This window comes from Streptomyces pseudovenezuelae (assembly GCF_001513955.1).
Classification (GTDB): Bacteria; Actinomycetota; Actinomycetes; order Streptomycetales; family Streptomycetaceae; genus Streptomyces; species Streptomyces pseudovenezuelae.
Window position 1 is genome coordinate 328,310 of sequence record NZ_KQ948152.1, and the last position, 26,464, is coordinate 354,773.

26 protein-coding genes and 7 tRNA genes are annotated in these 26,464 nt (G+C 71.3%); 22 read left to right on the plus strand and 11 right to left on the minus strand.

The genetic code is table 11. The annotated features are described in order from the left end of the window. The first annotated feature begins 116 nt into the window (after window positions 1-116). A complete protein-coding gene (gene cobA / locus AQI94_RS35810) occupies window positions 117-1,358 on the plus strand; it encodes a uroporphyrinogen-III C-methyltransferase (protein ID WP_031052193.1) in 1,242 nt (413 codons plus the stop codon). Window positions 1,359-1,422: 64 nt separating this feature from the next. Further along, window positions 1,423-2,241 carry a TrmH family RNA methyltransferase gene (locus AQI94_RS35815; protein WP_031052191.1) on the plus strand — a complete coding sequence of 273 codons (819 nt, stop codon included), beginning with the start codon at window positions 1,423-1,425 and terminating at the stop codon, window positions 2,239-2,241. Window positions 2,242-2,313: 72 nt separating this feature from the next. Here AQI94_RS35815 and AQI94_RS35820 read toward each other — a convergent pair whose 3' ends face one another. Then, on the minus strand, window positions 2,314-3,714 hold the full coding sequence (locus AQI94_RS35820) for a serine/threonine-protein kinase (protein ID WP_208611878.1): 1,401 nt from the start codon (window positions 3,712-3,714) through the stop codon (window positions 2,314-2,316). A 196-nt stretch (window positions 3,715-3,910) separates the two neighbouring features. On the opposite strand from AQI94_RS35820, the gene AQI94_RS35825 reads away from it, so the two are divergent. The 4 genes from AQI94_RS35825 (at window position 3,911) to AQI94_RS35840 (ending at window position 6,596) form a co-directional block, all read left to right on the plus strand. Continuing rightward, entirely contained in the window at window positions 3,911-4,186 is a 276-nt protein-coding gene (locus AQI94_RS35825; protein ID WP_007380750.1) for a hypothetical protein, read from the plus strand. Between the two features lie 196 nt (window positions 4,187-4,382). Next, the gene (locus AQI94_RS35830; RefSeq protein WP_028809711.1) at window positions 4,383-4,565 is read left to right on the plus strand and encodes a hypothetical protein; all 183 of its coding nucleotides are present in this window, start codon (window positions 4,383-4,385) and stop codon (window positions 4,563-4,565) included. Window positions 4,566-5,265: 700 nt separating this feature from the next. Next, window positions 5,266-6,204, plus strand: coding sequence for a phosphotransferase family protein (locus tag AQI94_RS35835; RefSeq protein WP_031054046.1), 939 nt, complete (start codon window positions 5,266-5,268; stop codon window positions 6,202-6,204). 80 nt (window positions 6,205-6,284) lie between these two features. Then, window positions 6,285-6,596: a TFIIB-type zinc ribbon-containing protein gene (locus AQI94_RS35840; RefSeq protein WP_031054045.1), complete on the plus strand. Its 312-nt coding sequence runs from the start codon at window positions 6,285-6,287 to the stop codon at window positions 6,594-6,596. A 48-nt stretch (window positions 6,597-6,644) separates the two neighbouring features. Here the strand turns inward: AQI94_RS35840 and AQI94_RS35845 are convergent. From AQI94_RS35845 to AQI94_RS35865, 5 genes are all read right to left on the minus strand, one after another. Then, window positions 6,645-6,716: transfer RNA gene (locus AQI94_RS35845), tRNA-Val, on the minus strand. Between the two features lie 32 nt (window positions 6,717-6,748). Then, a tRNA-Val gene (locus tag AQI94_RS35850) sits at window positions 6,749-6,820 on the minus strand. Window positions 6,821-6,854: 34 nt separating this feature from the next. Further along, a tRNA-Val gene (locus AQI94_RS35855) sits at window positions 6,855-6,926 on the minus strand. A gap of 1 nt (window position 6,927) precedes the next feature. Next, window positions 6,928-7,001: transfer RNA gene (locus AQI94_RS35860), tRNA-Cys, on the minus strand. A 41-nt stretch (window positions 7,002-7,042) separates the two neighbouring features. Further along, a tRNA-Gly gene (locus AQI94_RS35865) sits at window positions 7,043-7,115 on the minus strand. 178 nt (window positions 7,116-7,293) lie between these two features. On the opposite strand from AQI94_RS35865, the gene AQI94_RS35870 reads away from it, so the two are divergent. From AQI94_RS35870 to AQI94_RS35880, 3 genes are read left to right on the plus strand one after another with little or no spacing between them, the layout of a single operon-like run. After that, the gene (locus AQI94_RS35870; RefSeq protein ID WP_031060962.1) at window positions 7,294-8,337 is read left to right on the plus strand and encodes a chorismate-binding protein; all 1,044 of its coding nucleotides are present in this window, start codon (window positions 7,294-7,296) and stop codon (window positions 8,335-8,337) included. After that, window positions 8,334-9,155 (plus strand): aminotransferase class IV, encoded by an 822-nt coding sequence (locus AQI94_RS35875; RefSeq protein ID WP_031060964.1) that lies wholly within the window; start codon window positions 8,334-8,336, stop codon window positions 9,153-9,155. The genes AQI94_RS35870 and AQI94_RS35875 overlap by 4 nt, the downstream gene beginning before the upstream one ends. A 50-nt stretch (window positions 9,156-9,205) precedes the next feature. Beyond that, entirely contained in the window at window positions 9,206-10,033 is an 828-nt protein-coding gene (locus tag AQI94_RS35880; RefSeq protein ID WP_037945376.1) for a GNAT family N-acetyltransferase, read from the plus strand. A 7-nt stretch (window positions 10,034-10,040) separates the two neighbouring features. Here the strand turns inward: AQI94_RS35880 and AQI94_RS35885 are convergent, their stop codons facing one another. Beyond that, window positions 10,041-10,562, minus strand: a complete 522-nt coding sequence (locus tag AQI94_RS35885) for a DsbA family protein (protein ID WP_031060969.1) — start codon at window positions 10,560-10,562, stop codon at window positions 10,041-10,043. A 224-nt stretch (window positions 10,563-10,786) separates the two neighbouring features. Here AQI94_RS35885 and AQI94_RS35890 point away from each other — a divergent pair, with 224 nt between their 5' ends. Further along, window positions 10,787-11,245, plus strand: coding sequence for a hypothetical protein (locus AQI94_RS35890; protein WP_031060971.1), 459 nt, complete (start codon window positions 10,787-10,789; stop codon window positions 11,243-11,245). 156 nt (window positions 11,246-11,401) lie between these two features. Continuing rightward, window positions 11,402-11,554, plus strand: a complete 153-nt coding sequence (locus AQI94_RS45220; protein WP_020117509.1) for a hypothetical protein — start codon at window positions 11,402-11,404, stop codon at window positions 11,552-11,554. A 61-nt stretch (window positions 11,555-11,615) separates the two neighbouring features. Here the strand turns inward: AQI94_RS45220 and AQI94_RS35895 are convergent, their stop codons facing one another. Together AQI94_RS35895 and AQI94_RS35900 are read right to left on the minus strand one after the other, a co-directional pair. Continuing rightward, entirely contained in the window at window positions 11,616-12,176 is a 561-nt protein-coding gene (locus tag AQI94_RS35895; protein WP_031060973.1) for a CGNR zinc finger domain-containing protein, read from the minus strand. A 209-nt stretch (window positions 12,177-12,385) separates the two neighbouring features. Beyond that, window positions 12,386-12,799 carry an SsgA family sporulation/cell division regulator gene (locus tag AQI94_RS35900; protein WP_004002642.1) on the minus strand — a complete coding sequence of 138 codons (414 nt, stop codon included), beginning with the start codon at window positions 12,797-12,799 and terminating at the stop codon, window positions 12,386-12,388. A gap of 191 nt (window positions 12,800-12,990) precedes the next feature. Here AQI94_RS35900 and AQI94_RS35905 point away from each other — a divergent pair, with 191 nt between their 5' ends. The 7 genes from AQI94_RS35905 (at window position 12,991) to AQI94_RS35935 (ending at window position 20,543) form a co-directional block, all read left to right on the plus strand. Continuing rightward, window positions 12,991-13,452, plus strand: a complete 462-nt coding sequence (locus AQI94_RS35905; RefSeq protein ID WP_031060975.1) for a TIGR02611 family protein — start codon at window positions 12,991-12,993, stop codon at window positions 13,450-13,452. A 76-nt stretch (window positions 13,453-13,528) separates the two neighbouring features. After that, a tRNA-Val gene (locus AQI94_RS35910) sits at window positions 13,529-13,600 on the plus strand. A 370-nt stretch (window positions 13,601-13,970) separates the two neighbouring features. Then, window positions 13,971-15,260, plus strand: coding sequence for an extracellular solute-binding protein (locus AQI94_RS35915; RefSeq protein WP_031060977.1), 1,290 nt, complete (start codon window positions 13,971-13,973; stop codon window positions 15,258-15,260). Between the two features lie 14 nt (window positions 15,261-15,274). Then, on the plus strand, window positions 15,275-16,231 hold the full coding sequence (locus AQI94_RS35920) for a carbohydrate ABC transporter permease (RefSeq protein ID WP_031060979.1): 957 nt from the start codon (window positions 15,275-15,277) through the stop codon (window positions 16,229-16,231). Next, entirely contained in the window at window positions 16,228-17,100 is an 873-nt protein-coding gene (locus AQI94_RS35925) for a carbohydrate ABC transporter permease (protein WP_031060981.1), read from the plus strand. Before AQI94_RS35920 ends, AQI94_RS35925 begins: the two co-directional genes overlap by 4 nt. Window positions 17,101-17,119: 19 nt before the next feature. Further along, window positions 17,120-17,713, plus strand: coding sequence for a hypothetical protein (locus AQI94_RS35930; protein WP_167364540.1), 594 nt, complete (start codon window positions 17,120-17,122; stop codon window positions 17,711-17,713). A gap of 91 nt (window positions 17,714-17,804) precedes the next feature. Then, on the plus strand, window positions 17,805-20,543 hold the full coding sequence (locus AQI94_RS35935) for an exo-rhamnogalacturonan lyase family protein (RefSeq protein WP_031050728.1): 2,739 nt from the start codon (window positions 17,805-17,807) through the stop codon (window positions 20,541-20,543). A 70-nt stretch (window positions 20,544-20,613) separates the two neighbouring features. On the opposite strand, the gene AQI94_RS35940 is transcribed toward AQI94_RS35935, so the two are convergent. Next, window positions 20,614-23,034, minus strand: a complete 2,421-nt coding sequence (locus AQI94_RS35940) for an SCO7613 C-terminal domain-containing membrane protein (protein WP_031050724.1) — start codon at window positions 23,032-23,034, stop codon at window positions 20,614-20,616. Window positions 23,035-23,082: 48 nt separating this feature from the next. On the opposite strand from AQI94_RS35940, the gene AQI94_RS35945 reads away from it, so the two are divergent. Further along, on the plus strand, window positions 23,083-23,529 hold the full coding sequence (locus tag AQI94_RS35945; RefSeq protein WP_031050721.1) for an SRPBCC family protein: 447 nt from the start codon (window positions 23,083-23,085) through the stop codon (window positions 23,527-23,529). A 39-nt stretch (window positions 23,530-23,568) separates the two neighbouring features. Next, window positions 23,569-23,640 (plus strand) — tRNA-Val (locus tag AQI94_RS35950). A gap of 75 nt (window positions 23,641-23,715) precedes the next feature. On the opposite strand, the gene AQI94_RS35955 is transcribed toward AQI94_RS35950, so the two are convergent. Further along, a complete protein-coding gene (locus AQI94_RS35955) occupies window positions 23,716-24,441 on the minus strand; it encodes a 3'-5' exonuclease (protein WP_031050718.1) in 726 nt (241 codons plus the stop codon). A 191-nt stretch (window positions 24,442-24,632) separates the two neighbouring features. On the opposite strand from AQI94_RS35955, the gene AQI94_RS35960 reads away from it, so the two are divergent. Both AQI94_RS35960 and AQI94_RS35965 read left to right on the plus strand, forming a co-directional pair. After that, complete coding sequence (locus tag AQI94_RS35960; protein WP_031050716.1) at window positions 24,633-25,199, plus strand: DUF4365 domain-containing protein; 567 nt, start codon at window positions 24,633-24,635, stop codon at window positions 25,197-25,199. Further along, window positions 25,196-26,434 carry a hypothetical protein gene (locus tag AQI94_RS35965; protein WP_062230131.1) on the plus strand — a complete coding sequence of 413 codons (1,239 nt, stop codon included), beginning with the start codon at window positions 25,196-25,198 and terminating at the stop codon, window positions 26,432-26,434. Before AQI94_RS35960 ends, AQI94_RS35965 begins: the two co-directional genes overlap by 4 nt. Window positions 26,435-26,464 lie beyond the last annotated feature (30 nt).

The window sequence follows — 26,464 nt, forward strand, 5'->3', positions numbered from 1 at the left end:
ACGCCTGCGCCCGGCAATGACGCCCAGCCACCGGACACCTCAGCCGCCGTCCCCACCCACCCCGTAAAATCCGCACGTCAGGGCCACTGCACAGCCGTAAAGAGGAGCCGCCCCTCATGGCCGAGAACCCCGCCTACCCCGTAGGCCTCCGCCTCACCGGCCGCAAGGTCGTCGTCCTCGGCGGTGGCCAGGTCGCCCAGCGCCGCCTCCCGGCCCTGATCGCGGCGGGCGCGGACGTCCTCCTCGTCTCCCCCGAGGCGACCCCCTCCGTCGAGGCCATGGCGGACGCCGGGGAGATCACCTGGCACCGGCGCCCCTACGCCGAGGGCGACCTGGAAAACGCCTGGTACGCCCTCATCGCCACCAGCGACCCCGAGGCGAACACCCGTGCCTCCGCCGAGGCCGAGCGCCACCGCGTCTGGTGCGTCCGCTCCGACGACGCCGACGCCGCCACCGCCTGGACACCGGCGACGGGCCACAGCGAGGGCGTCACGGTCGCCGTGCTCACGACCAACGCGAAGGGCCGCGACCCCCGCCACACGGCGGCCGTCCGGGACGCGGTCGTCGAGGGCCTGCGCGACGGCACCCTGGTCGCCCCCCACTACCGCACCCGCACCCCCGGCGTCGCCCTCGTCGGCGGCGGCCCCGGCGACCCCGACCTGATCACGGTCCGCGGCCGCCGGCTGCTCGCCGAGGCCGACGTCGTCATCGCCGACCGCCTCGGCCCCCGCGACCTCCTCGCCGAACTGCCCTCGCATGTCGAGGTGATCGACGCGGCGAAGATCCCGTACGGCCGCTTCATGGCCCAGGAGGCCATCAACAACGCCCTGATCGAGCACGCCAAGCAGGGCAAGTCGGTCGTACGGCTCAAGGGCGGCGACCCCTATGTCTTCGGCCGTGGCATGGAGGAGCTGCACGCCCTCGCCGAGGCCGGCATCCCCTGCACGGTCGTGCCCGGCATCTCCAGCTCGATCTCGGTCCCGGGCGCGGCCGGCATCCCCGTCACCCACCGGGGCGTGGCCCACGAGTTCACCGTGGTCAGCGGCCACGTGGCCCCGGACGACGAACGCTCCCTGGTCGACTGGGCCTCGCTCGCCAAGCTCACCGGCACCCTCGTGATCCTCATGGGGGTCGACAAGATCGGCCGGATCGCCGAGACGCTGGTCGCCCACGGCAAGTCGCCCGACACCCCGGTCGCCCTGGTCCAGGAGGGGACGACGGCCGCCCAGCGCCGGGTGGACGCCACCCTGGCGACGGTCGCCGAGGTGGTCGTCGCCGAGGACGTCAAGCCCCCGGCCGTCATCGTCGTCGGCGAGGTCGTCGCCGTGGGACCGCAGGTGTCGGAGCCCTCGGAGTAACCCGGGGTAACACAACCCGTTCCCAGCCGTTGGCACCGCTCCCAGGACAAGGCAGTATCACCCTGTGGCCGATCTCATCACCGTCGAGGATCCCGACGACCCGCGCCTGCACGACTACACGGGCCTGACCGACGTCGAACTGCGCCGCAAACGCGAGCCGGCCGAGGGCCTGTTCATCGCCGAGGGTGAGAAGGTCATCCGCCGGGCGAAGGACGCGGGCTACGAGATGCGCTCCATGCTGCTCTCCGCCAAGTGGGTCGACGTCATGCGCGACGTCATCGACGAACTCCCCGCCCCGGTCTACGCCGTCAGCCCGGAACTCGCCGAGCAGGTCACCGGCTACCACGTGCACCGCGGCGCGCTCGCCTCCATGCAGCGCAAACCGCTGCCCACGGCGGCCGAGTTGCTCCAGAGCGCCCGGCGCGTGGTGGTCATGGAGTCGGTCAACGACCACACCAACATCGGCGCGATCTTCCGCTCGGCGGCGGCCCTCGGCATGGACGCCGTGCTGCTGTCCCCGGACTGCGCCGATCCCCTGTACCGCCGCAGCGTCAAGGTCTCGATGGGCGCGGTCTTCTCCGTCCCCTACGCCCGCCTCGACACCTGGCCCAAGAGCCTGGACTCGGTCCGCGAGGCCGGTTTCACCCTCCTCGCCCTCACCCCGGACGCCAAGGCGAAGACCCTCGACGAGGCCGCCCCGCACAGGATGGACCGGGTCGCGCTGATGCTCGGCGCCGAGGGCGACGGCCTGACCACCCAGGCCCTGGTCGCCGCCGACGAATGGGTCCGCATCCCGATGGCCCACGGCGTCGACTCCCTCAACGTGGGAGCGGCGGCCGCGGTCGCCTTCTACGCGGTCGCCACCGGACGCCCCCAGGCCTGACCAGCGGTTTCCTCCCGCCCGGGATCGCCTACGAGGGTCCCGGCGGCGTGCTCGGTCCGTGCCGCCGTTCCCCTACGACCGCTGCTGCGGCGCCGGGTCCGGCAGCGTGTGCACCTGTCCCTGCCGCTGCTCCCGTACGACGCCGTCGCCGTCGCCGCCGAGTCCGCGCGACGGTCCCTGGCAGCCCTGGGCCGCGGCGATGCCGAGCGCCACGAGCAGCGTCACGACGACGAACACGAACAGCCGCTGGCGCAGGAGGCGCGGGTTCGCGGGGCGCAGCCCCGTCTTGGTGTTCCTGGGGGCCGGGCGGCCGGTACCGCTGCGCGGCGCGGGCCGGCTTCCGCTGCCGGAGCGGGTGGTGTTCCGCGAGGCGGCGGGGGTCGGCCGGGGGCCGGAGCGGGAGGAGGGCACGCCGTTGCCGCGCGGGGTGCTGCCGCCGCGTGACGGGGCACCGCCTCGGGCGGCGGCCTGGCCCCGGCCCTGTCCGGAACCGCGGGCCGGGGAACCCGCCTGGGAGCCGGAGGGGCCCGGCTGTCCCTGGGGGCGTCGCTGCGCGGCCCGCTCCGGATAGGTGTCGGCGATGCGCCCGGTGGGCCGGTCCGCCTCGCCGGCGCGCGGGCCGGGCGGGCGCAGATCCGGCAGGTCCTGTGCCTCGCGGGCCGCGATCTCCTTGAGCCGCAGGGACAGTTGGAGGGTGCTCGGCCGCTCCTCGGGGTCCTTCGCCAGACAGGCGCGGATGAGCGGGGCCACCGCGTCGGGCACACCGTGCAGCTGGGCCTCCTCGTGCACCACGCGGTACAGCATCACCTCGGAACTGCCGTGCCCGAAGGGCGAGTCGCCCATCGAGGCGTACGCCAGGGTCGCGCCCAGGGAGAATACGTCCGTGGCCGGCGTCACCGCGGCGCCGCGCACCTGCTCGGGCGCGAGGAAGCCGGGGGAGCCGACGGCGGTGCCGACATGGGTGAGGGTGGAGGCCCCGGTCGCCCAGGCGATACCGAAGTCGATGATCCGGGGGCCCTTGGGGGACAGGAGGATGTTCGACGGCTTGAGGTCGCGGTGCACGACCCCCGCCTCGTGCACGGCGACGAGCCCCTCCGACAGGGCGGCCCCGATGGAGGCGACCTCGGCGGCGCCGAGAGAACCCTCGTCGGCGACCTTGTCGTGGAGGGAGGGGCCGGGCACGTACTGGGTGGCGAACCACGGACGGTCCGCTTCCAGGTCCGCGGCGACGAGCCGGGCGGTGCAGCCGCCGCGGATCCGCCGGGCGGCGGAGACCTCGCGCGCGAACCGGGACCGGAACTCCTGGTCCTCGGCCAGATCCGGCCGGATGACCTTCAGCGCGACCCGCTGCCCCTTGCGGTCGGAGCCCAGGTAGACGACTCCCATCCCCCCGGCGCCGAGCCGTCTGTGAAGCCTGAACGAGCCGACGACGCGCGGGTCCTCGCGCCTCAGGCGCATCATCGCCATGTTCATCCCCGCTGCCCGGTCCGTGTGACGAGCCACAGCTTACGTTTCCGCGGGCCGCCGCGCGCAGAGGCCGCGCCCTCTCGTCCCGATGGATTGTCAGTGCCGGGTGGGAGAATTGAAGGGTGGTCAGGGAGCCGGAGGGCGGGCGGACTTCGGTTCTGATGTGATCCCAACCACCCGTCGCAGAAGGGGGATTGAACCCGTGAAGGGTGATCGCGTGGAGATAGTCGTGGACGCAGGGGACACGACGCGTACGTACGAGGTGGTGGCGAGCAGGGCGGGCCGCCGGGTGGAGACGGCGGTACGACGAGGTGTCGTGGAAGTGAGCGAAGTCACGCGGAACGGATCGGTGGTGCGGACGGCCCGTTTCATGGCGACCCGGGTGCTGGCTCTGGTGGAGCAGCCGGTGCCGCGTGAGGACAGCTCGGAGAAAGCGGGGCAGACCGGGCGACCCCTCCGGGAAGACCCGGAGACCTAGGTCCTCGTCTCCACCCACGGGAGTACTTCGCTGGTCATGGCTCATCCTCGGGGAGGCCCGGCAATCGGTACGAGGGCATGACGTGCCGGAGGGCCGTGACGCCTAGATTTGAGGTCAAGCGGCGGGTGCAGCACTCGTCCCCCGAGGTCAGACACCCGCCGCTGCCAACGACAACAGAACGGTCAGGAGAGGGACCATGGCTCTTACGGCACCGCGGACACTGTCCCGCACACGTCAGCCCCGCCGTACGGGCCGCCGTCACCCGCTGGTGGCGACGCTGATGGCCCTTCCTCTGGCGGTCCTGCTCCTCGTCGTCTTCGACGGCTGGGAGACAGTGGCCACACAGGCGTCGTCCGTGGGAGTGATGCTGGGGCGCTGAGCGGCGACCCCAGGCCCGGAAGAGCGGTCCGGGCGGGGACATCAGCCCATGAAACCCCGTGGGGACGGGGGTGCGGCGGACGGCAAAATGCCGGCGCAGCTGGGGAGCTGCGCCGGCATTGCTTTGCCCTTTTGCGGGTTCGGGTTCGTGTGCGGCTGGGTGGGGGCGGGCGTTTTGCGCAGTTCCCCGCGCCCCTGGGGGGGGGGTGGGTGGGTTGTGGGTCGGGGACGGGGGGGGGGGTATCCGTCCTCGGTCCGGCGCTTCTGCTGCTTCAGCTGTCCCCTGCAACGGACGCCGGCCGCTGCGGGCGGACACCCCCCACCCCGTCCCCTTCTCGCCGTACCCGGCCAACGGTTCCGTCGTGGCACACGTGACTGCACCCCCCTAGGGGCGCGGGGAACTGCGCGACCAGCCCCCACCGGCCGGCAGCCGCAACACGACCAAACCCGTGGGGCAAGGTGGGGTCCGTAGGGGCGCCGTTGACCGTAGCTCCTCAGGGGCGCGGGGAACTGCGCGACCAGCCCCCACCGGCCGGCAGCCGCAACACGAACCGAACCCGCACCCCCGTAGGCGCCCCGCCCAAGCCCAGCGCAGCTGCCCGCGGGGAACTGCGCGATCAGCCCTCACCGGCCCGCACCCGCAACACGAACCGAACCCGGCACATACTTAGGCGCCCCCACCCCCGCCGCCAGGGAGGACCGTGACCACCCACCCCCTGCTCGCCGAGCTCACCCTCAGAGTGAGAACTGAGGCGCACTCCGGCAAGGAGAAGGCGTGTGCGTGCGGCGCGGCAATCCTCGCCGACCGTCCCGACGCCACCGTGGTCCGGCACGCCGACACCGTCGCGAAGGCGCACGCCCCCGACACGACCCCCGCCGACCTGGCCCCCCGTCTGGCCACGGCCGCCCGCCTGCCCGGCATCCTTCTGCCCCCGCTCGGCGAGACCCCCGTCGATCTGCACGGCAGGCTCGTCACCTTCTGGCCGTACGGCGAAGCCGTGGACCCGGAGAACCCCGAGGCCGCGCCCTGGGAAGCGGCCGCCACCCTCCTCGCCCACCTTCACCGCACCCCGGCCCGCCCCGGTCTGCCCCCGATGCGCGGCCCTGTCAAGGCGGCTCACGCCGTTGCCCGTCTCCTCGCCGCCACCCGCGAGGGGTACGCCCTTCCCGTGCTCCGCGCCTGGCTCACCCTCCCGGCCTGGGCCCGTGGCGAGGCACCCATGGTCGACACCACGACCCTCTGCCACGGTGACCTGCACCTCGGACAGCTCGTCCGCCACCCCGCTCCCGGCGGCCCCTGGCGTCTCATCGACGTCGACGACCTCGGCGTAGGAGAACCGGCCTGGGACCTGGCCCGCCCCGCCGCCTGGTACGCCTGCGGCCTGCTGCCGCCCGAGGACTGGTCCCGTTTCCTCGGCGCCTACCGGGCGGCCGACGGCCCCGCTGTTCCGGCCGGCGGTGACCCCTGGCCGGCCCTGGACGTCCCCGCCCGTGCCCTCACCGTGCAGACCGCGGCCCGGGCGATCGTCAAGGCGATCGAGGCGGACCGCGCGCTGGACGACGTGGAGCTCGCGGTCGTCGAGGCCTGTGACCGAATGGGTTCCACCCCGCCGCAGTTGGCGAACGGTTTCGCGAAGTAGGGTGCAACCGACCAGAGCCGGACAGAGTCTGTCCTGGCGTAACGCTAAGCAGGATCAACCGGCGAGGAGTTGAGCCGACGATGCAGTGTCCGAAGTGCCACGCCCCGATGCACACGTACAACCGCAACGGTGTCCAGATCGAGCAGTGCAGCGGCTGCCGCGGGATCTTTCTCGACTACGGCGAGCTGGAGGCGCTGACCCGTCTGGAGGGCCAGTACGGCGGCGGCCCCGTCGTTCCGCCGCCTCCGGCCGCTCCGCAGTACCCCGCCGCGCCCGGCGCACCGGCGTGGGGTGCGCCGCAGCACGGCGGCGGTCACTACGGCGGTCACGGGGGTCATCACGGCGGCCACCACCGCAACCGCGGCTTCGGCCACATGCTGTTCTCCAGCTGACCCGGAGACGAAGAAGCCCCCGGCCGCAGGGCCGGGGGCTTCGGTGTGTGCGCGATACTGGGATTGAACCAGTGACCTCTTCCGTGTCAGGGAAGCGCTCTCCCGCTGAGCTAATCGCGCGGGAAACCACGATCATGATCGTGTGTACTGCGTGCGCGATACTGGGATTGAACCAGTGACCTCTTCCGTGTCAGGGAAGCGCTCTCCCGCTGAGCTAATCGCGCGGGTCAGACCTTCGACGATCTCTCGAAGATCCAGTGGACGATACTGGGATTGAACCAGTGACCTCTTCCGTGTCAGGGAAGCGCTCTCCCGCTGAGCTAATCGTCCTTGGAGGTGGAGACGGGATTTGAACCCGTGTAGACGGCTTTGCAGGCCGTTGCCTCGCCTCTCGGCCACTCCACCAGGAGTGTTGGGGGATCGGGAAGATCTCCCTTGCTCTTTCGAGCGAACGACGAGGTTCGAACTCGCGACCTCAACCTTGGCAAGGTTGCGCTCTACCAACTGAGCTACGTTCGCCTGTCCTTCCGGTCCGCTTGCGCGGCCCGGCGACGAGTTGAACTCTAGCGGATTCCGGGGCCAGCACAAAAACGCGTTTGCGCAGCGTGCTGCGGTGCGCATGTCGACGTACGTGGTCAGGTCGGCCGGAAGGACATGGTCAGGTCATCCGCGGGACACCCGCCATAGACTCGGCAACGTGCTCGACCTCGCTCCTCTCGCCCGTTTCGGCGACCGCGTCGCCACCGGTCTCCTCGATGTCACCAGCGATCCCGCGGCCCTGGACTCCAGCGGCTTCTGGGCCGTCGCGGCGGACTTCGAGGGCGGTCTGACCTGCGCCCGCTTCGCCGACGTACGCCGGGCTCCGGTGCCGGCTCCGGTGCCCGGGGCGTGGCGGGGTCCGGCGGCCGGTGACTGGACGTCGTCGCTGGATCGCGCCGCGTACACCGAGGGCGTACGACGGATCCGCGCGCACATCGCCGCCGGCGAGGTCTACCAGGCCAATCTGTGCCGTGTGCTGACCGCGCCCCTCGCGCCCGGCGCCGACGTGGACGCGCTGACCGCGCTGCTGGCCCGGGGTAACCCGGCGCCGTACGCAGGAACGATTCGGCTGCCGGAGCACGGGGTGGAGATCGCCACCGCGTCCCCCGAGCTGTTCCTGCGGCGGGAGGGGCGGGTCGTGGAGTCCGGGCCGATCAAGGGGACCGGGCGGACCGAGGCCGATCTGCTGGCCAAGGACTACGCCGAGAACGTGATGATCGTGGACCTCGTGCGCAACGACCTCGGGCGGGTGTGCGCCACGGGCAGCGTCACCGTGCCCGACCTGTGCGCCGTGGAGAAGCACCCCGGCCTCGTTCACCTCGTGTCGAGTGTGCGGGGCGAGCTGCGCGAGGGCGCGGGCTGGGCCGAGCTGTTCGGAGCGGCCTTCCCGCCCGGTTCGGTCACCGGCGCGCCGAAGTCGAGCGCCCTGCGGATCATCGAAGGCCTGGAGACCGCGCCCCGGGGGCCGTACTGCGGAGGCGTCGGCTGGGTCGACGCCGACCGGGGGACCGCGGAGCTGGCCGTCGGCATCCGCACCTTCTGGATCGACCGGGCCGAGGGCGTGCTGCGTTTCGGTACCGGCGCCGGGATCACCTGGGGCTCCGACCCCGAGGGGGAGTGGCGGGAGACCGAGCTGAAGGCGTCCCGGCTGCTCGCGGTAGCGTCGGGAACGTACGAGGTGAGTGGAGGGACCCTTACGTGAAGATCTGGCTCGACGGCGGGCTGCAGGACATCGAGACCGCCCGCGTCTCCGTCTTCGACCACGGGCTGACCGTGGGCGACGGCATCTTCGAGACCGTGAAGGCGGTGGACGGCCGTCTCTTCGCCCTCACCCGGCATCTCGACCGGCTGACACTGTCGGCGCGGGGTCTCGGGCTGCCCGACCCCGATCACGACGAGGTGCGCCGCGCCTGCGCCGCCGTACTCGAAGCGAATCCGATGCCGCTGGGCCGCTTGCGCATCACCTACACCGGTGGCCACGGGCCCCTCGGATCCGACCGGGGCGAGCACGGGCCGACCCTGGTGGTCGCCCTCGGCGAGTCCGCCCCGCGGCCCGACTCCACGGCCGTGATCACCGTCCCGTGGACGCGGAACGAGCGGGGCGCCCTCACCGGGCTCAAGACCACCTCGTACGCCGAGAACGTCGTCGCGCTCGCCCGCGCGCGTGAGGGCGGTGCCTCCGAGGCGCTGTTCGCCAACACGGTCGGGCAGCTGTGCGAGGGCACCGGGTCGAACGTCTTCGTCGTGCTCGACGGCGAGATCCACACTCCGCCGCTCGCCTCCGGCTGCCTCGCGGGCATCACGCGCGCGCTGACCGTCGAGTGGACCGGGGCCAGGGAGACCGACCTGCCGCTGGACGTCCTGGAGCGGGCCGACGAGATCTTCCTCACCTCGACCCTGCGGGACGTCCAGGCCGTCCATCGCGTCGACGCGCGTGAACTGCCGGGCGCGCCGGGCCCGGTGACCGCCAAGGCCCTGCGTGTCTTCCAGGAGCGGGCCGGGGACGACCTCGATCCGTAAGAGCCGCGGATATTGAGCTGCTCCGGCGCGCGGCAGCGGGTAGAAATCCGGTGATGACCACCACCCTGCGGCCGACCGAGCCGCTCCAGCACGGCGCCGACGGGGCGCTGTCCCGCCACTACACGGTGTGCGTGAACAGCCGTCCCGTCGGGGCGATACACCTGGCGACCCACCCGTCCTTCGGGCCGGCCGTCGCCCAGATCCGGGACCTGCGGATCGACGAGCCGGACCGCGGGCGCGGCCGCGGCACGGTCGCCGCACTCGCCGCCGAGGAGGTGGCACGAGGCTGGGGCTGCGGACAGGTGGAGATCAGGGTCCCCGCCGACGCCGAGCCCGCGCTGCGGCTCGCCACCGTGCTCGGCTACGTCCATCGCAACCGCGGAATGGAGAAGCCGCTCGGCGCCGAGGCGCCCGAACTGCCCGCGGGCAGCCGGGGCAGGCCCATGACGGAAGCCGAGTTCTGGCCGTGGGCGGAGCGCGGCATCACGGAGTACGCCGGCGACTGGAGCGCGCGAGGGGTACCCGAGGCCGAGGCGAGGGAGAGGTCGCGAAGGGACCACGAAAAGCTGGTGCAGCGGGGACTTGCGACGCCGGAGGCCCTGTTCAGCGTCCTGGAGCACGACGGCGTCCGGGTCGGGGTCCTGTGGCTGGAGCTCATCGACGGCCAGGCCTTCGTCTACGACGTCGAGACGGAGGAGGCCTTCCGCGGCCGGGGCCACGGCCGTTCCCTGATGCTGCTGGCCGAGGCCCAGGCGATCGCGTCCGGCAGACGGGTCCTGGGCCTCAACGTCTTCGCGGGCAACACACCCGCCGAGCGGCTCTACGAGTCACTGGGGTACGTGACGGTGGGTTACTCGATGTACAAGAGCCTGCTCTGAGGCGCGCTCACTCCTGCCCGGCGAGCAGCCGGTCCGTGATCTCCTCGATCCGCGCGCGCAGCCCGTCCTGGCTCTTGCCGCCGTCGAGACGCTCGCCGCCGATGACGTACGTCGGGGTGCCGCTCACCCCGATCGCCTTGCCCTCGGCCTGGTCGGCGTCGACGATCAGGATGTGCCGGCCGTCGATCAGCGCGGTGTCGAACTCCTCGGCGTCGAGCCCCAGTTCACGGGCGGCCTCGACCAGGAAGGCCTCGCCCTTGCGGCCCAGCTCCTCGACCCGCCCGAGCACGGCCTCGACGTACTCCCAGCCGCTGCCCTGCTCCAGGGCCTCCTCGGCGGCCTGCGCGGCGGCGAAGGAGTGCTTGTTCTTCTCCAACGGGAAGTGCCGCAGCCGAAGTTCCAGACGGTCGCCGTAACGGGCACGCAGGGCCCGGAGGTCGTCCAGCGCGTCACGACAGTCCGGGCACTGGAGGTCGCACCAGACATCGAGAACGGGCGCGGCGGCACGGGCGGGGGAGGGGTCGCTCATGGGCCCAGTCTCCCAGCTCGGGCCCCGCCGGCCGAATCGCCCCCGGCCGCCCACGACGGCGTTTACCCGCGTCACGGGTATGAGCCCGACCGGCACCTGCGGAGGAGGTGACCCGGAGATGTCCCTGATGTCCGGCCGGGGCATGGCCCGGCGGGGGTCGGGAGGTGCAGGATGGATAGGGACGAAGCGGCACGTTGCCGATCGAGCCCCGCCTGGAGGACCGGATGATTGCCGAGACCGTCTGTTCCGCCGTCGCCGCGGCCGGCCTGGGCATCGCGGCGGTCACCGCGTACCGGAAGCGTTTCCTCGCGGCCACCCGGCTCGCCGCCTACTCCCTTCTCCCGCTCGGTCTGGTGATGACCGGCGTGGTCGACTGGCTCGCGGACACCGCCTTCAGCCCGACCGCCTGGGCGGGCTTCGGTGTGCTCGGCCTGTCGTGGGTGCTGTTCTCGACCACGCGCGCGGTGGAGCGCCGCCGCGGTGGCACCCGCAAGGAGCGCAGGGCGGCCCGTGGCGCCCAGCGGGAGGCGGTGGCCCCCGCGGCCTCCGCGCCCTCCCTCGACCCGGCCGCGCGCACCCCGGCGACCCGCCCCGCGGGCAGGTCGCGGGCCCCGGAGTCCGCCAAGTCGGCCGGGGACGACTTCAGTGACATCGAGGCCATCCTGAAGAAGCACGGCATCTGAGGATCGCGCGGTGAACTGAAACGTTCGCAGTGGCGTCCGCGTCGGTCGGTAAGTGATCACGACTCGAAACGGACATCACGGAATCCGGCGAACTCCCGGTCATTCCGGGCGTGTTGATCGCGTCGCGGTCGCCGACTGCGCCATCATCGCCGCGAGATGCTGGACACGAAACAAAGCGATACCGCGCCGCCGCAGGACGAGCCGCGTGGATGCCTCTTCGCCCTTTCCCAGCCACCGCTGATGATCTTCCTTGCGGTGATCGGGTCTCTCCTGCTCATGGCTGCGCTGCACGATCTGCTGCTGCTCTGAGCCGTACCCGTGGTCCCCGGCGTCACCCGTCGGGGACCACGACGACACCCACGCGCGGGACTCAGCCCGCGGCTTCCTTGCGCCGCGCCCGGTAGGCGGCCACATGCAGACGGTTTCCGCAGGTCCGGCTGTCGCAGTAGCGTCGCGAGCGATTGCGGGACAGGTCGACGAAGGCCCGCCGGCAGTCGGGCGCCTCACAGCGCCGCAGTCGCTCCTGCTCACCGGCCACCACGAAGAACGCCAGGGCCATCCCGCAGTCGGCCGCCAGGTGGTCGGCGACGGAGGCGCCCGGCGCGAAGTAGTGCACATGCCACTCGTAGCCGTCGTGATCGGTGAGCCGGGGAGTGGTGCCCGCGGCCGCGACCAGATCGTTGATCAGGGCGGCGGCGGCCCGGGCGTCCGGGGCGGCGAAGACCGAGGCGAACCGGCCGCGGATCTTGCGCACCGCGGAGAGATCGAACTCCGAGAGCACCCCGACATCGCTGATCTCGTGGTTTCGTACGAAATCCGCGAGCGCCGCGACATCCGGCAGCGCGTCCGGCGACGCGTCGTCCTCCGGTGCGGTGTTCACCAGATCGACCACGGTGTCGAGTGCGCACCGGGTGTCGTGGGTGATCAGCACGATTCGCTCCCTGGCCTGGGGGTCGGGCGAACGCCCGCCGATGCTGGCCGATGGTAGTGGCTCGCCGGGGCTCGGTGGCGGGCCGCACGACAGGCGCCGTGGCTGCGGAGCGCTCCGCAGCCACGGCGCCTGTCATTCCCTATGCGGTTGTACCTGCCCGAGCCGTCTCCCCGAGTGGACGGCGCCGGGCGGCTCTGTACGCCCTCGCCCTAGCTTTCCGCCAGGATGTGCGAGAGCTCCTGATCCAGATCGAAGTGACGGTGCTCCGTGCCGGGGGGCACGGCGGCGTCGGTCCGCTTCAGGAACGACTCCAGGGCCCGCGCCGGGGCCTCGAGCAGTGCTTCGCCCTCCGGAGAGCTCAGGGCGATGCACACGACGCCCTGACCGTGGCTGCGCGACGGCCAGACTCGGACGTCGCCGGTTCCGGTGGGCCGGTGGAGGCCCTCCGCGAGGAGGTCGCGGGCGAACACCCACTCGACGGTTTCCTCGGCTCCGGTGTGGAAGGTGGCGTGCACGGCGTAGGGGTCGGCCGTGTCGTACCGCAGGCCTGCGGGGACAGGCAGGGAGGACTCGCTCGACACAACGAGGCGCAGGTGCAGCTCGCAGCTGACCGTGGTGTTCATAAGCGCCAGGGCCTTTCGCTCAGTGTGCGCTCGGGGATTCGCACGTCGGCGAAATCGACATGCCACCTACGGTGCCGTTGTAAACCCCTCTGAGTGTTTTGCGTGCCTTTACGTAACTCTTCCGGCCGAGGGCCCCTTGCGGAGGTACGACCATTCCGGTGACCGGTTTCTCTCCGGTAGGGTTCGGCTGTATGAATACGGGGAGTGACGAGCCGCGCGAGGTTGCCGTGGCACCTGAAGAGCGGGCCGGCGAGAAGTCGGACGAGGCGCAGGACGAGCAGGGGCTCGGTTCCAGGGCGCCGGAATTCATCAGGTCGCGGCGGCTGCTGCACCTGAGCTGGCAGGTCCTGGTCTTCGTCATCGGTCTGGCGGTCGTGGTGGCCGGCATCATCATGCTGCCGCTGCCCGGGCCCGGCTGGGTCGTGATCTTCGGCGGTATGGCGATCTGGGCGACCGAGTTCGTCTGGGCCCAGCTCGTCCTGCGCTGGACCAAACGCAAGGTGACCGAGGCGGCCCACCGCGCCCTCGATCCCCGGGTGCGCCGGCGCAACATCATCCTCACCTCGATCGGCCTGGTGATCATCGGCGCGATCCTCGGGGTCTACCTCTGGAAGTTCGGCTTCGAGATGCCCTGGAACATCAAGGACCAGTGAGCCGCGCGGGGGTGCCGAGGCCGTCACCGCTGGTCACAGGCACCCCCTGACATGGGGTAATGTACGTCCTGCGCCCGGGCGATTAGCTCAGTGGGAGAGCGCTTCGTTCACACCGAAGAGGTCACTGGTTCGAACCCAGTATCGCCCACCCGGACCGACGGCCCGTCTGCGAGATCGCGGACGGGCCGTCGGCGTGTGCGGAGGTCGCGGCCGCCGGCTCCGCTTCTCGTGACGGTCCCGCCGAGGCGTCCTCGCCCGCCGTCCTTTTCCGGCCGCCCGCCCGGCGCCCACGTCGACCCGCCTGATGTTCGACCGGTCGATCCCGCCGCTCTCACCTGGGGGATCGTCAGTTCACAGGTACCGCGCGCCCCTTGGCGGCGCTCCGGCCTCTCACCACACTCTCAATAAATTCCTGTCCGAATCATTGACGCACCTCCGGGGCCTCCGTAGCTTGTGCCAGCAAGCGCTTACTTGAAACGATTCATGCAGGCGGCGACGCTGCGGGGAGGGACTCGACTGTGGGAACCGGCAAAAATGTCGAGAGGCGAACGATCCTGAAGGCGGCCGGGGCTACGGCGGCGACGCTGGGGCTGGCCGCGACGACGGGGTGCGGCGGTGACAGCGGCAGTTCCGGAGACGGGACGGTGACACTGCGTTACGCGTGGTGGGGTGGCGAGCCGCGCACCATCGCCATCAAGAAGACGATCGCGCTCTTCGAGAAGAAGTACCCGAAGATCAAGATCAAGCCTGAATTCACCGACTACGAGGCGTTCTGGGAGAAGTTCCAGACCCAGGCCTCCGGCGGGAATCCGCCGGACGTATTCCAGAATGCGGTCGGTTTCCTGCGCAAGTACGACAAGCGCGGTGTTCTGCTGGATCTCAAGTCGCAGGCCGACTCCGGGAATCTGAGCCTGGACAACTTCCGCAACGGTGTTCTGGCGAACGGTCAGGTCGACGGCAAGCAGATAGCCGTTCCGGTCGGCGCCAACACCATGGCACTTGTCATCGACCTCAAGGCCTTCAAGAAGGCGGGCGTCGAGGCGAAGTTCGGCTGGACCTGGGACGAGTACTTCGAGGCGCTCCAGACGATCCAGGACAAGCTGAAGATCGCGGGCGACACCGGCTACTTCAGCATCATGTATCTGTACGACCTGTATCTGCGTCAGAACGGCAAGGCGTTCTTCACGGATTCCGATCTCGGCTTCACCGAGGACGATCTGACGCAGTGGTGGACGGACGGCTACAAGCGCGTCAAGTCCGGGCTCGTCGCCGACCCGAAGAAGATCGAGCAGGTCAAGCCCAAGTCCGGGCTCTCGGCGGGCCTCGCCGCCTCCGAGTTCACCTGGGACAACTTCTCCATCCGCTACGAGGGCGAGGGCGAGTCGGACTACGGACTCGCGCCGATCCCCACCACGGACGGCAAGCAGACCGGCCAGTACCTGGGCTCGCTGATGCTCAGCGGCTTCTCCGGGACCAAGCATCCCAAGGAGGTCGCCCAGTTCATCAGCTTCATGGTCCACGACCCCGAGGTCGGCAAGATCATGGGCTACGACCGCGGCATCCTCGCCACCACTGAGCAGTACGACGCGTTCAAGCCGGCCGACGCCCAGAACAAGGGTGTCGCGGCCTACGAGGACGAGGTCGCCAAGGCGGGCGTGCTCGGGAAGATCACCCCGCACCCGTCCGGCGCCGACGTCATCGAGGCCGCCTTCCTGCGCCTCGGCGGTGAGGTCGCCCAGGGCAAGTCCAAGCCGGCCGACGCCGCCAAGGCGCTGTTCAGCGAGGCCAAGGCCGCGTTCGCGGGCTGAGGGGACGTACCACCATGACGCTCGTCAAGGAAGCGCCCGTGCGCCCGGCCGGGAAGCGGCCCGCCGCTCCCGCCGCCGGGCGGCGCGGGCGGCGCCGCGAGAACCTCGCCGGCTATCTCTTCATGTCGCCGTGGATCGCGGGATTCCTGCTGCTCACGGCGGGGCCGATGATCGCGTCGCTGTACTACGCGTTCACCCGGTACAACCTGTTCACGCCGCCCGAGTGGGTGGGCTTCGACAACTTCACCACGATGTTCCAGGACCCGCGCTGGCAGAAGTCGGTGGAGGTCACGCTCAAGTACGTCGTCGTGGCCACTCCGCTGAAGCTGCTGCTGGCGCTCGGCGTCGCGCTGCTGCTCGCGCAGAGCCGGCGCGGGCAGGGCCTGTACCGGGCCGCGTTCTACATGCCCTCCCTCATCGGGGCCAGCGTCTCCGTGGGCTTCGTGTGGCGGGCGCTGTTCTCCGACGACGCGATCGTGGACCGCACGCAGAAGATCTTCGGCGTCGACGTGGGCGGCTGGATCGGCAACCCGGACTACGTGCTCTACGCCCTGGTGGCCCTGAGCATCTGGCAGTTCGGTGCCCCGATGGTGATCTTCCTGGCCGGCCTCAAGCAGGTCCCGAGGGAGCTGTACGAGGCGGCCGAGGTGGACGGGGCCGGCCCCTTCCGCAGGTTCTGGAACATCACGCTGCCGATGATTTCCCCGGTGCTCTTCTTCAACGTGCTGCTGGAGTCCATCCACGCGTTCCAGGTGTTCGGCTCCGCCTACGTCGTCTCCGACACCCGGTGCGGGCCCGCCGACGCCACCCTTGTCTACACCTGTTACCTCTACCAGAAGGGCTTCAAGGAGGCCCAGATGGGCTTCGCCTCCGCGATGGCCTGGTCGCTGGTGGTCGCGGTGGCGCTGGTCACGGCGGTGCTGTTCTGGTCGCAGAAGAAGTGGGTGCACTACGAGGAGGCCGCCAAGTGACCACTGTCAGCACCCCCGCGGTGCGCACCGCGAACGAGCGGCGGCGCACCGGATCGATCGCCTGGCACGTGGGCGCGCTCGCCGTCCTCGCCGTCGTCCTCTACCCGGTGATCTGGGTCCTCGGTGCCTCGTTCAAGCCGAGCAAGGACATCATCGCCAGCATCGACCTGCTGCCCACCAAGCCGGTCTGGGCGAACTTCTCCGGCCTCGCCGACGGCATCTCCGGCATCTCCATCGGCAGCTTCTTCACCAACTCGCTGATGTACGCGGGCCTCGCGGTGGCCGGTGTCGTGATCTCCAGCTCGCTGACCGCGTACGCCTTCGCCAAGATCCGGTTCGCCGGGCGGAACCTGCTCTTCACCCTGATGATCGGCACCCTGCTGCTGCCGTATCACGTGCTGCTCATCCCGCAGTACGTGATGTTCCGCAAGCTGGAACTCGTCGACACGCTGGTGCCGTTGGTGGCCGGCAAGTTCCTGGCGACGGAGGCGTTCTTCGTCTTCCTGATGGTGCAGTTCATGCGCGGGCTGCCGCGCGAGCTGGACGAGGCCGCCAAGCTCGACGGCTGCGGGCATCTGCGGACCTACTGGTCGATCGTGCTGCCGCTGTGCCGCCCCGCTCTGATCACCAGCGCGATCTTCACCTTCATCAACGCGTGGAACGACTTCATGGGGCCGTTGATCTACCTCAACACCCCCTCCAAGTACACCGTCTCGCTGGGCCTGATGATGTTCCGCGACCAGGAGGGCATCTCCAACTACGGCAGCATGATCGCGATGTCGCTGGTGGCCCTGGTGCCGGTCATCGCCTTCTTCATGGCCTTCCAGCGCTATCTGATCGACGGCATGGCGACGTCCGGACTGAAGTGAGAGGGCTGAGGCGGTCACCATGGCGCAAGCACGTGTGAAGGCACGCAAGTCCTCCGTGTTCGGCGGCGAGCGCTTCGCTCTCTTCGCCGAGTCCCTGCTCACCGGCGTGTGGATCGCCGTGGCCTGCCTCGGCCTCGTCACCTACCCGGCGGCCTTCGCCGCCGGGGCCCGGCACCTGCGCCGTCGTACCGGCCACGAGGGCGGCGGCTGGCGGGAGTTCGTCGGTGACTTCCGTACGGCCGTGCGCCGCGGGTGGCTCGTCGGGGTCGCCGGGTGGGTGACCGCGGCCGCGGTCTGGGTCGACGTCCAGACCGCGCGGGCCGGGATCCCCGGCGGCCCGCTCGTCGGGGCCGTCGGACTGTTCGCGCTGATCGCCCTCGCGGTGGCCGGGCTGCGCGCGTCGGCGGTCTGGGCACCGGGCGCCTCATGGCGCGCGCTGCTCGCGGACGCCGTACGCCGGACCCTGCGCGACCCCGCCGGGTCCTTCCTGATCATCGCCGGTCTGGCCGTCGTCGCCCTGTCCGCGGGGTTCGTCGCGCCGCTTGCGGTCCCGGTCCTCGGGGCCGTCGCGGCGGCGGCCGTCGCCGTGGAGGAGCGCTACCGGCGCCGCTGACGAGCGGTGCCCTCGTCCCAGGGTCGGCGTCCCGGCGCCGCACCTCTCTCTGTCATGCCCCTGACTAGCCTGTCCATGGAAAGGAACGGCCATGTCCCCCATCCCCCGCAGGTCCATCCTCAAGGCGGCCGCGGTCGCCGGTGCCGCCGCGCAGTTCAGCTGGGCGCTAGGGGCCAAGGACGCGCAGGCCGCGCCCAGAGCCGCCGAGGCCGACGACTCTCCCGTGACCCTGGACTGGCTGGAGGACGGCGGCCTCGGTGCCGCGCCCGGCTCCACCGTCGGTGTCCCCTGGCCCAGGGGCACCTACCAGGAGGACCAGAAGTTCGCCGTCACGGACGCGGACGGCAAGGCCGTGCCGGTCCAGTCCTGGCCGATCGCCTACTGGCCCGACGGTTCGCTCAAGTGGACCGCCCACGCGGTCAGTTCGGGCAACGGCAAGCTGTCGCTGAGCGCCGGCGACACGGCCGTACCCGACAAGAAGGTCACCGTCGACCAGAGCGGCGGCACCATCACCGTCTCCACCGGCGTCATCACCGCGAAGATCGGCAAGTCGGGGGCGACCCTCATCAAGTCGGTCACCCGCGGGTCGACGGAGATCGCCAGGAACGGGCGGCTCGTGCTGATCCGCCAGCCCGAGATCGAGGACGAGGACCAGGGCGCGGTCAGGACCGAGCGCTTCGAGGGGGCCATCTCCGCGGTCACCGTCGAGCAGTCGGGCCCGGTCCGCGCGGTCGTCAAGATCGACGGCAAGCACCGCAAGGGCAACCGGAGCTGGCTGCCGTTCTCGATCCGCCTCTACTTCTACGCGGGCGCCGACTCCTTCCGCATGGTGCACACCATCACCTACGACGGCACCCAGGAGCCCGGCAAGGCGAGCGGCGACTTCATCCGCGGCCTCGGCGTCCGCTTCACCGTGCCGATGCGCGACCAGGCCTACGACCGCCACATCCGCATCGGCGGCGAGGGCACCGGTCTGCTGCGGGAGGCGGTCAAGGGCATCACCGGACTGCGCCGCGACCCCGGCATCGCCGTCCAGGAGGCCCAGTACGCGGGCCAGAAGCTGCCGGACCCGTCCACCTGGGACCAGCGGGTCACCACCCGGCTCCAGTACATCCCCGAGTGGGGCGACTACACCCTCTCCCAGCTCTCCTCCGACGGCTTCACCGTGCGCAAGCGCACCAAGAAGGGGCACGGCTGGATCGGCGCCGGCGGCGGCAGGCGGGCCTCCGGGTTCGGCTACGTCGGCGGCGCGAGCGGCGGATTCTCCTTCGGCCTGCGGGACTTCTGGGAGCGGCACCCCTCCCAGCTCGACATCCGTGACGCCCAGACCGACGAGGCCGAGGTCACCCTCTGGCTCTGGTCGCCCGAGGCCCAGCCCATGGACCTGCGCTTCTACCACGACGGCATGGGCCAGGACACCTTCGCCGAACAGCTCGAAGGCCTGAACATCACCTACGAGGACTACGAGCCGGAGTTCGGCACGCCCTACGGCATCGCCCGCACCTCGGAACTGCTGTTCTGGGCCAACGAGTCGACGCCGACGCCGCAGGCCCTGGCCGAACAGGTCGAGGCCGTCCGGGTGCTGCCCCAGCTCGCCGCCCCGCCCAAGCAGCTCATCAAGGCGAAGGTCTTCGGACCCGGCCTGTACTCCGAGCCCGACCGGTCCACGCCCGCCAAGGCGAAGATCGAGGACCACCTCGACTTCCTCTTCACCTACTACAGGGACCAGGTGGAGCAACGCCGTTGGTACGGCTTCTGGGACCACGGCGACATCATGCACACCTATGACACCGTCAGGCACCAGTGGCGGTACGACATCGGCGGCTACGCCTGGGACAACTCCGAGCTCTCGCCGGACCTCTGGCTCTGGTTCGCCTACCTCCGCAGCGGGCGCGCGGACATCTTCCGGTTCGCCGAGGCGATGACCCGGCACACCGGCGAGGTCGACGTCTACCACCTCGGCCAGTGGGCCGGACTCGGCACCCGGCACGGCGTGCAGCACTACGCCGACAGCGCCAAGCAGCAGCGCATCGCCAACACGACGTACCGCCGCTACTACTACTTCCTCACCGCCGACGAGCGGGTCGGCGACCTCATGCACGCCAACGTCGACTCCGACGAGACGTTCCTCGTACTGGACCCCCTGCGCAAGGTACGCACCGATCCGTACACGCCCGACCGGCACGCCCTGTCGGTCGGCTTCGGCACGGACTGGAGCGGGCTGGTCTCGGCCTGGCTGACGGAATGGGAGCGCAAGGGCCCGAAGTGGGAGAAGGCCAAGGCGCGGGTCCTGTCGACGATGGAGGGCATCGCCGCCCAGCCGAACGGGTTCGTGCAGGGCAGTGGGCTGTACGACCTCGACACGGGCAAGTTCGCGGTGGCCTCCGCGCCGGTCGTCGGCGTCTCGCACCTCTCCGCCGTCTTCGGACTCAACGAGCTGTGCGCCGAACTCATCGACCTCGTCGACATGCCCAAGTTCAACGAGGCGTACTTCGACTACTGCCGCTACTTCAACGCGACCAAGGCCGAGCAGGCGGCGCGCTACGGCTCCAACTTCGGCTCGCTGCTGCTGTTCCAGGGGCACTCGCGGCTGGACGCGTACGCGGCCGTGAAGACCGGGGACGCGAAGCTGGCCGCCCGCGCGTGGGACAAGTTCTACAACTCCGACGGGTACAAGGAGTCGGCGCCCTGGAAGACGGAGGCGTTGAGCGGGCCGGTGTCTTTGGTCGCGGGGAGTGAGGCGGCCTGGGTGTCGACCAATGACACCGCGCTGTATGGACTTGCCGCTATCGAGAACCTGGCGCTCCTTGGGGACAAGATTCCGTCGTAGGGGTTGAGGTTGTGGGGAACTGCGCGTCCGTTGTGGCTGGTCGCGCAGTTCCCCGCGCCCCTGGGTGGGTTTAGTGCAGGCTTCCCAGGAAGTCCCGCATCCTTCGGACATCCCTGATGCGTCGCTCGTACGTTGCTCCCAGCGCGAGGAGCAGGAGGCCTGCAAGCGCCGGGGGTACCCAGCGGGGGAGGGCGTCCGCCACCTGGACTATGTACGGGGCCAGTTCATGGAGGGCGTCCAGGGTCAGGACCGAGCCGCCCAGGAGCAAGGGGGCCTGGAGGTTGTAGCCGCCGCCCATCAGGGTGAGGGACAGCGCCGCAAGGCCCAGGAGCAGCGGGCGGGTCCAGTCGGGGTCGTTCCAGGCCATGATCAGGCTCGGCAGAAGGGTGGCGGCCAGACCCGGGCCGTACGCCGTCCAGGACGAGGTCTCCGGGACGCGCCGCCTGCGGAGGCGGCCGACGAGCAGGGCCGGGATCGTGACCGGGAGTGTGTACGCCTCGGGGATGTCGACCTCCCAGGCCGCCAGGCGCACCCAGGCGGCCAGGAGGAACAGGGCGGCGGCCGCGTAGCCGAGGGGGCGGCGGTCCTCGCGGATCGCCGTGCCCGCGGTGATCACCGCGCACAGGGCCAGGACCAGGGCGAGCATCGGGAGCTCGGTGGTGGCCAGGGCGATGGCCAGGAGCGCGGCCGCGGCTCCGGTCAGTTCGATCGGCAGGATCGCGGGGGAGTCGGTGAGCCGCCAGGCCAGCAGGGCCGCGGCCGCCGGGACCGTCAGGACGAGCAGCGCCGTGTGCGGGGCCGACCAGTCGGCGGCGGCGCCGGTCGCGCAGGCCAGGGCGACGGCGTATCCGAGGGCGGTGGGCGCGGTGACGGCCGCGGCACGCCAGGAGGCCGCCGCGAACAGCACGACCAGGACGCACAGCGTGGTCAGGGTCGCCGGCCGGGTGGCGAGGGAGAGGAAGGCGAGGCTCACGGACGCCACGAGCGCCGGGACGAGAGCGACGGGCCGGGAGGACAGGAGGACGGCCGCCGCCAGGGCCCCCGCCGTCGCCGCGCCCTGGATCAACAGGCCCACGGCGTAGGGGAGTTCCAGCACGGCCGGAACGACGAGGAGCGTGCCCCAGGCCAGGCCCAGGGCGGCGGTCCGTGCCCGCGGGCGCCAGGTCGTGTCGCGCACGGCCAGTGCGAGGACGCCCGCCAGCGCGGCCAGGACCAGCGGGGCCGTCCCGGAGTACGGCGGCCAGGTCAGGTGGGACGTCACCGCGGCGCGCGCGTCCGGCGGGGTGCCGGTCCACGCCTGCGAGGCCCAGGACAGCGGCCCCAGCACGACCACGCCGACGACGGGCAGCGTCCACAGGAGGGACAGTGCCTGCACCGCACCGGACGCCCACAGCAGACCCCGCCGTACCGTCTCCGGCAGCCCGCTCGGCAGCAGCACCGCCAACAGGGCGATACCGAGGGCCAGATGCACCGGGACCGTCCACACCTCGGGCAGCGCCGACCGGGCCACCCCGCCGAGGGCGGCCACCGCGAGCAGACCCGCGGTGAGGGAGAGTCCGAGGGACTGCTCCTCGCCGGGCACACGGGTCGCCCCACGGCTGCCCTGCCACGCGGCGCTCAGGGCGATCGCGCTCGCCAGGAGAAGGAGCGCCGCCGCACGGGCGGCGGCGCTCGGGCCGGAGGCCGACCAGGTCAGCCAGCCGGCGGCCAGTACGCCCCAGGCGCCCACGCCGTACGCGACGATCACGGCGACCACGCGCAGGGGCCCGGGCGACGTCCGGAGTGCCACGACCGTGTCGAACCCGGCCGTCACCAGGAGTGCGGCCGTGAGCCCGTACGAGCCCGCGTCGGCCGCGATCGCCCAGAAGAACAGCGGGAGCTGGGCCGCGACCAGTCCGGCCGGACGGGGCAGACGCAGCTCGCACACGCGCGGCAGGAGGCCGTACGCCGTCCAGAGCCCCGCCAGCAGGGTCGAGGCGACCGCCGTGTACGGCGCCCCGGCGCTCTCCGGGAACACGGCCCCGTGCAGCGCCACCGCGTCCAGGACCGTCAGCGCCAGACCCAGTCCCGCCACCGACTCGGCCGTGGAGCGCAGGCCGCGCCGCAGCAGCGGAAGCGGGGCGGCGAGCGCGGCCACCGTGACGGCGCCCAGGACCAGGGCGCGGCCGGCGATCCCCAGGTGACCCCAGCTGACCAGGGTGAACACCATCGCCGCGACGGTGAGCAGGACACCGCCGAGCACCAGGAGCACGTTCTGCACGCTCGGTGCGCTCGCCTCGGGGCGGACAGGTGCGGCGGGCCTTTGTCCGGTCGGCTGCGGCGCCTGCCACTTCGGCTGGAGCGCGGCGACCAGCCAGGCCCGGCGGGCCAGCAACTGGGCCCGGCGGGCGTCCAGTTGCCACAGCTCGGCGTCGAGGAGCCGCAGTTCCTCGGCCGGGGGCGGGATGTGCGTCATGCCCTGAAGTGTGGTCCGGGTCACGCGCCGCGACATGAGTACGGGTACTCAGGGCGTACTCGGATCCGATGCCAGACTCTCCCCATGGACTGGACCCGATACCGCTTCCGCAGCCTGTGGTCCCTGCCCGCGAAGCCCGCGGTGGTCTACGACGCGCTGGAGCGGGCCGAGGACTATCCGCGCTGGTGGCCCCAGGTGCGCGAGGTGCGACGGCTCGACGACACCACCGGGGTGATCACGATCCGCGCCGTGCTGCCGTACGACCTGGTCTTCACCGCGCACGAGGTGCGGCGCGACCCGGCGGCCGGGGTGCTGGAGATCGCGATGGACGGTGATCTCGACGGCTGGGCGCGCTGGACGATCACCGCGGACGGCGACGGCAGCCTCGCCCGCTACGACCAGTTCACCGAGGTGAACAAACCGCTGCTGAGGCGCTTCGCGGTGCCCGGACGGCCGGTCTTCCTGGCCAACCACCGGCTGATGATGCGCGCCGGACGGCGGGGGCTGGCCGCCTACTTGGAAGCGGTTTGAAGGAAACCCGCGGGGACCTGTATTGTTCAGTGCGTTCCCGGGCGATTAGCTCAGTGGGAGAGCGCTTCGTTCACACCGAAGAGGTCACTGGTTCGAACCCAGTATCGCCCACCCGGAAAAGAAACCGGTCTGCACACGCAGGCCGGTTTTTTGTGTGCCCCCAACCCCGTCGCGCCGCACGCTCCGTCACGCCGCCGCTGGCAGATCCGGCCGCAGCGGCCACGCCGGGTCCACCGACTCCTCCGAGCCGCTGCGCGCGAACCAGGCCTGCAGACCCCGCGCCTGGGCCGCGTGCCACACCGCCTGGAGGCTGTGCAGCTCGGGCGGTTCCAGCCGCTCCAGCCGGGCGGCGAAACGGCGCCCGACCGCCCGTACGACATCCAGCGCGGCCTGCGCGTCGGCCGCCGCGTCGTGCGCGCCGTCCAGCGCGACGCCGTAGTGCTCGCACAGGTCGGTGAGGGTGCGGCGGCCCTTGCGGTAGCGGTCCAGGTGCTTGTCGAGGACCCGTGGATCCAGCACCAGCAGCGGTGAGGAATCCAGCCAGCGGTCCAGCGACGAGGCGCGATGGCGGCGCAACTCCCGGTCCAGGATGGTCAGATCGAACGGAGCGTTCATCACGACCAGCGGACGGTTCGCCACCGCCTGCTCCGCCAGCGTCTCGGCTATCTCGAACATCACCGGCGCCGGCCAGCGGCCGTTGCACTGGAGATGCTCGTCCGTCAGCCCGTGCACCGCCGTCGCCCCGGCGGGCACCGGCACACCCGGATTGACCAGCCACCGGCTCACCCGCGGCCGGGTCCCCGCCGCGTCCTGGACGACGACGGCGGCCGACACGATCCGGTCGGTCTCCACGTCCACGCCGGTGGTCTCGGTGTCGAAAGCGGCCAGGGGCCCTTCGTACCAGCACGTCATAGCAACACAACCCCTCGTTCACCCACGGCAGCTGACGCACCGTCTTCTGCCTGTTTGGTGATACCCGGGCTGTTTGCGCCGTACGCCGGAAGGACACAACAGGAGTGCGGGTCTTTGCAGTTCAGCGGCCCGGCGTGGGATTCCTGTGGCCCTTGTGAGGGCATGGCACTTGGCTTGGAAGGCTGTTGGTCATGGCGATAGCGCAGCCCGAGCGGGGCGGGCTGCTGCCCGAACGTACGGGCCCCCTTCGCGGCACGCTCGCCACCACCGCCTGCATGGAGACACTGCAGGTGGGCTATCTGCACGCCGTCGCGGCGGCGGCCGGCTGTTCGCTGTCGCAGCCCTTTCCGGACAACGGCATCGACTGGCACGTCAGTCACGGCGCGCCCGGACACACGGTGGACGACGAGGTCACCATCAAGGTGCAGCTCAAGTGCACCTACCAGGTGGCCCCGAACCCGCCCGGCCGCTTCTTCTCCTTCACGCTCGACAACGACCACTTGCGCAAACTCGCCCGCACCCCGGTCTCGGTGCACAAGATCCTGGTGGTCATGCTCGTGCCGAGAGCCCAGGACGACTGGCTGCGCGCCGGCCACGACCGCCTCGACCTCCGGCACTGCTGCTACTGGGTCAACCTGGCCGGCCACCCCGTCACCGGCCGGACCCGGACCACCGTGCGGATCCCCACCAACCGCATCTTCGACGACCGGGCGCTGTGCGAGATCATGACGCGGGTCGGGACGGGAGGCAGACCATGACCCACCGCCCGCTGGAGGAGCCACTGCGCGCGGTGCGCCCCCACCCGGAGGCGCACTGGGACCGTCCGCCGACCCCCGACGAGGTCGACCCCGCCGTCCTGAGCGCCCTGCTGCACCGGCACGGCTGGCAGCGGCGGGGCGGCGCCCCCGGTCGCTACGGCCGCTGGATCCCGCCGGGGCCGGGCGGCCGCGGAACCAGCCTGCTCGTGCCCGAGAGCCGCGCCTTCCCCGACAGCGACGACCTCCTCGGCGAGGCCCTCGTGGCCCTGTCCCGCAGCGGCACGCCCTCCGCGCGCGAGGTGCTCCTCGGCCTCGCCGTGCCCAGCGACGAGATCCGCTGGTGGCGCGACGTCCCGACCGGCCCCGCCGACGCCACGCCCTGGACCGTCGAGGAGCAGCTGCGCGCCGCCGCCCGCCAGACCCTGCTCGCCGGCGCGCTCGCCACCCGCGCGCGTGCCGGCTACTACGGCGCCCGTTACCGCCGTACGGCCGCCGCGTCCCTCGACACCGTCCTGGTCGGCTCCGCCGCGGGTGGCCGCAGGCTCACCGCCTTCGTGCCCGTCGACACCGGCCGCCCGCTCGCCGTCCGCCTCCACCAGGCGCTCTGCGCCACCCGCGAGGCCATCGACTACCAGCGGGCCACCGGCGGCATGGACGCCTTCGACGGCGCCGTGGAGGCCGGCGTCAGCAGGGAGCTCACCGAGGCGCTGATCGCCCTCGTGCGCGGTACGGAGGGCGCCCGGATAGCCGTCGAATGGGCACCCGCCGCCGGGGTCCCCGCCGGGTGCGCGGCGTCCTCGGAGGCCGTCGAGTTCTCACCAGGCGACCTGCCCGTGCTGCGCGAGGCCGGGGCCCGCTTCCTGCGCGAGGAGCCCTCCGTCGCGGTCCGACTCACCGGCACCGTGGTGCGGATGCGCAGGTCGGGACCGCGCGGCGACGGCTCGGTCCGGCTGCGGGTGATCGCCGGCGCCGAGATACCGCACGTCCGGCTGACCCTGGACGAGGAGGCGTACCGGATCGCCGGGCACGCCCACCTCGTCGGGCTCCCGGTTCGGGTGCACGGCAGGCTGGAGAGCCGCGGCGGCTTCCGCAGGCTCACCGGGGCCACGGGTGTCGTGCCCGTGCAGGTCGACGAGGCCGAGCGGGACCGGCTGATGAAATCCCTCCAGGAGAATCTCGACTTCTTCGAGGAGGCCTGCGAAGGGTCGTACGAGGAGTCCCGCGAAGGGGACTGATTTCGCGGAGGTGGGGGCCGGGTCGGTACG

Coding starts and splice junctions, on each gene's coding strand:
- AQI94_RS35940 (WP_031050724.1), bottom strand. CDS start 23,034: ATGTCGCGGCGCGTGACCCGGACCACACTTCAGGGCATGACGCACATC.
- AQI94_RS35890 (WP_031060971.1), top strand. CDS start 10,787: ATGATTGCCGAGACCGTCTGTTCCGCCGTCGCCGCGGCCGGCCTGGGC.
- AQI94_RS35965 (WP_062230131.1), top strand. CDS start 25,196: ATGACCCACCGCCCGCTGGAGGAGCCACTGCGCGCGGTGCGCCCCCAC.
- AQI94_RS35945 (WP_031050721.1), top strand. CDS start 23,083: ATGGACTGGACCCGATACCGCTTCCGCAGCCTGTGGTCCCTGCCCGCG.
- AQI94_RS35905 (WP_031060975.1), top strand. CDS start 12,991: ATGAATACGGGGAGTGACGAGCCGCGCGAGGTTGCCGTGGCACCTGAA.
- cobA (WP_031052193.1), top strand. CDS start 117: ATGGCCGAGAACCCCGCCTACCCCGTAGGCCTCCGCCTCACCGGCCGC.
- AQI94_RS35885 (WP_031060969.1), bottom strand. CDS start 10,562: ATGAGCGACCCCTCCCCCGCCCGTGCCGCCGCGCCCGTTCTCGATGTC.
- AQI94_RS35830 (WP_028809711.1), top strand. CDS start 4,383: ATGGCTCTTACGGCACCGCGGACACTGTCCCGCACACGTCAGCCCCGC.
- AQI94_RS35960 (WP_031050716.1), top strand. CDS start 24,633: ATGGCGATAGCGCAGCCCGAGCGGGGCGGGCTGCTGCCCGAACGTACG.
- AQI94_RS35820 (WP_208611878.1), bottom strand. CDS start 3,714: ATGAACATGGCGATGATGCGCCTGAGGCGCGAGGACCCGCGCGTCGTC.
- AQI94_RS35930 (WP_167364540.1), top strand. CDS start 17,120: ATGGCGCAAGCACGTGTGAAGGCACGCAAGTCCTCCGTGTTCGGCGGC.
- AQI94_RS35955 (WP_031050718.1), bottom strand. CDS start 24,441: ATGACGTGCTGGTACGAAGGGCCCCTGGCCGCTTTCGACACCGAGACC.
- AQI94_RS35840 (WP_031054045.1), top strand. CDS start 6,285: ATGCAGTGTCCGAAGTGCCACGCCCCGATGCACACGTACAACCGCAAC.
- AQI94_RS35935 (WP_031050728.1), top strand. CDS start 17,805: ATGTCCCCCATCCCCCGCAGGTCCATCCTCAAGGCGGCCGCGGTCGCC.
- AQI94_RS35920 (WP_031060979.1), top strand. CDS start 15,275: ATGACGCTCGTCAAGGAAGCGCCCGTGCGCCCGGCCGGGAAGCGGCCC.
- AQI94_RS45220 (WP_020117509.1), top strand. CDS start 11,402: ATGCTGGACACGAAACAAAGCGATACCGCGCCGCCGCAGGACGAGCCG.
- AQI94_RS35900 (WP_004002642.1), bottom strand. CDS start 12,799: ATGAACACCACGGTCAGCTGCGAGCTGCACCTGCGCCTCGTTGTGTCG.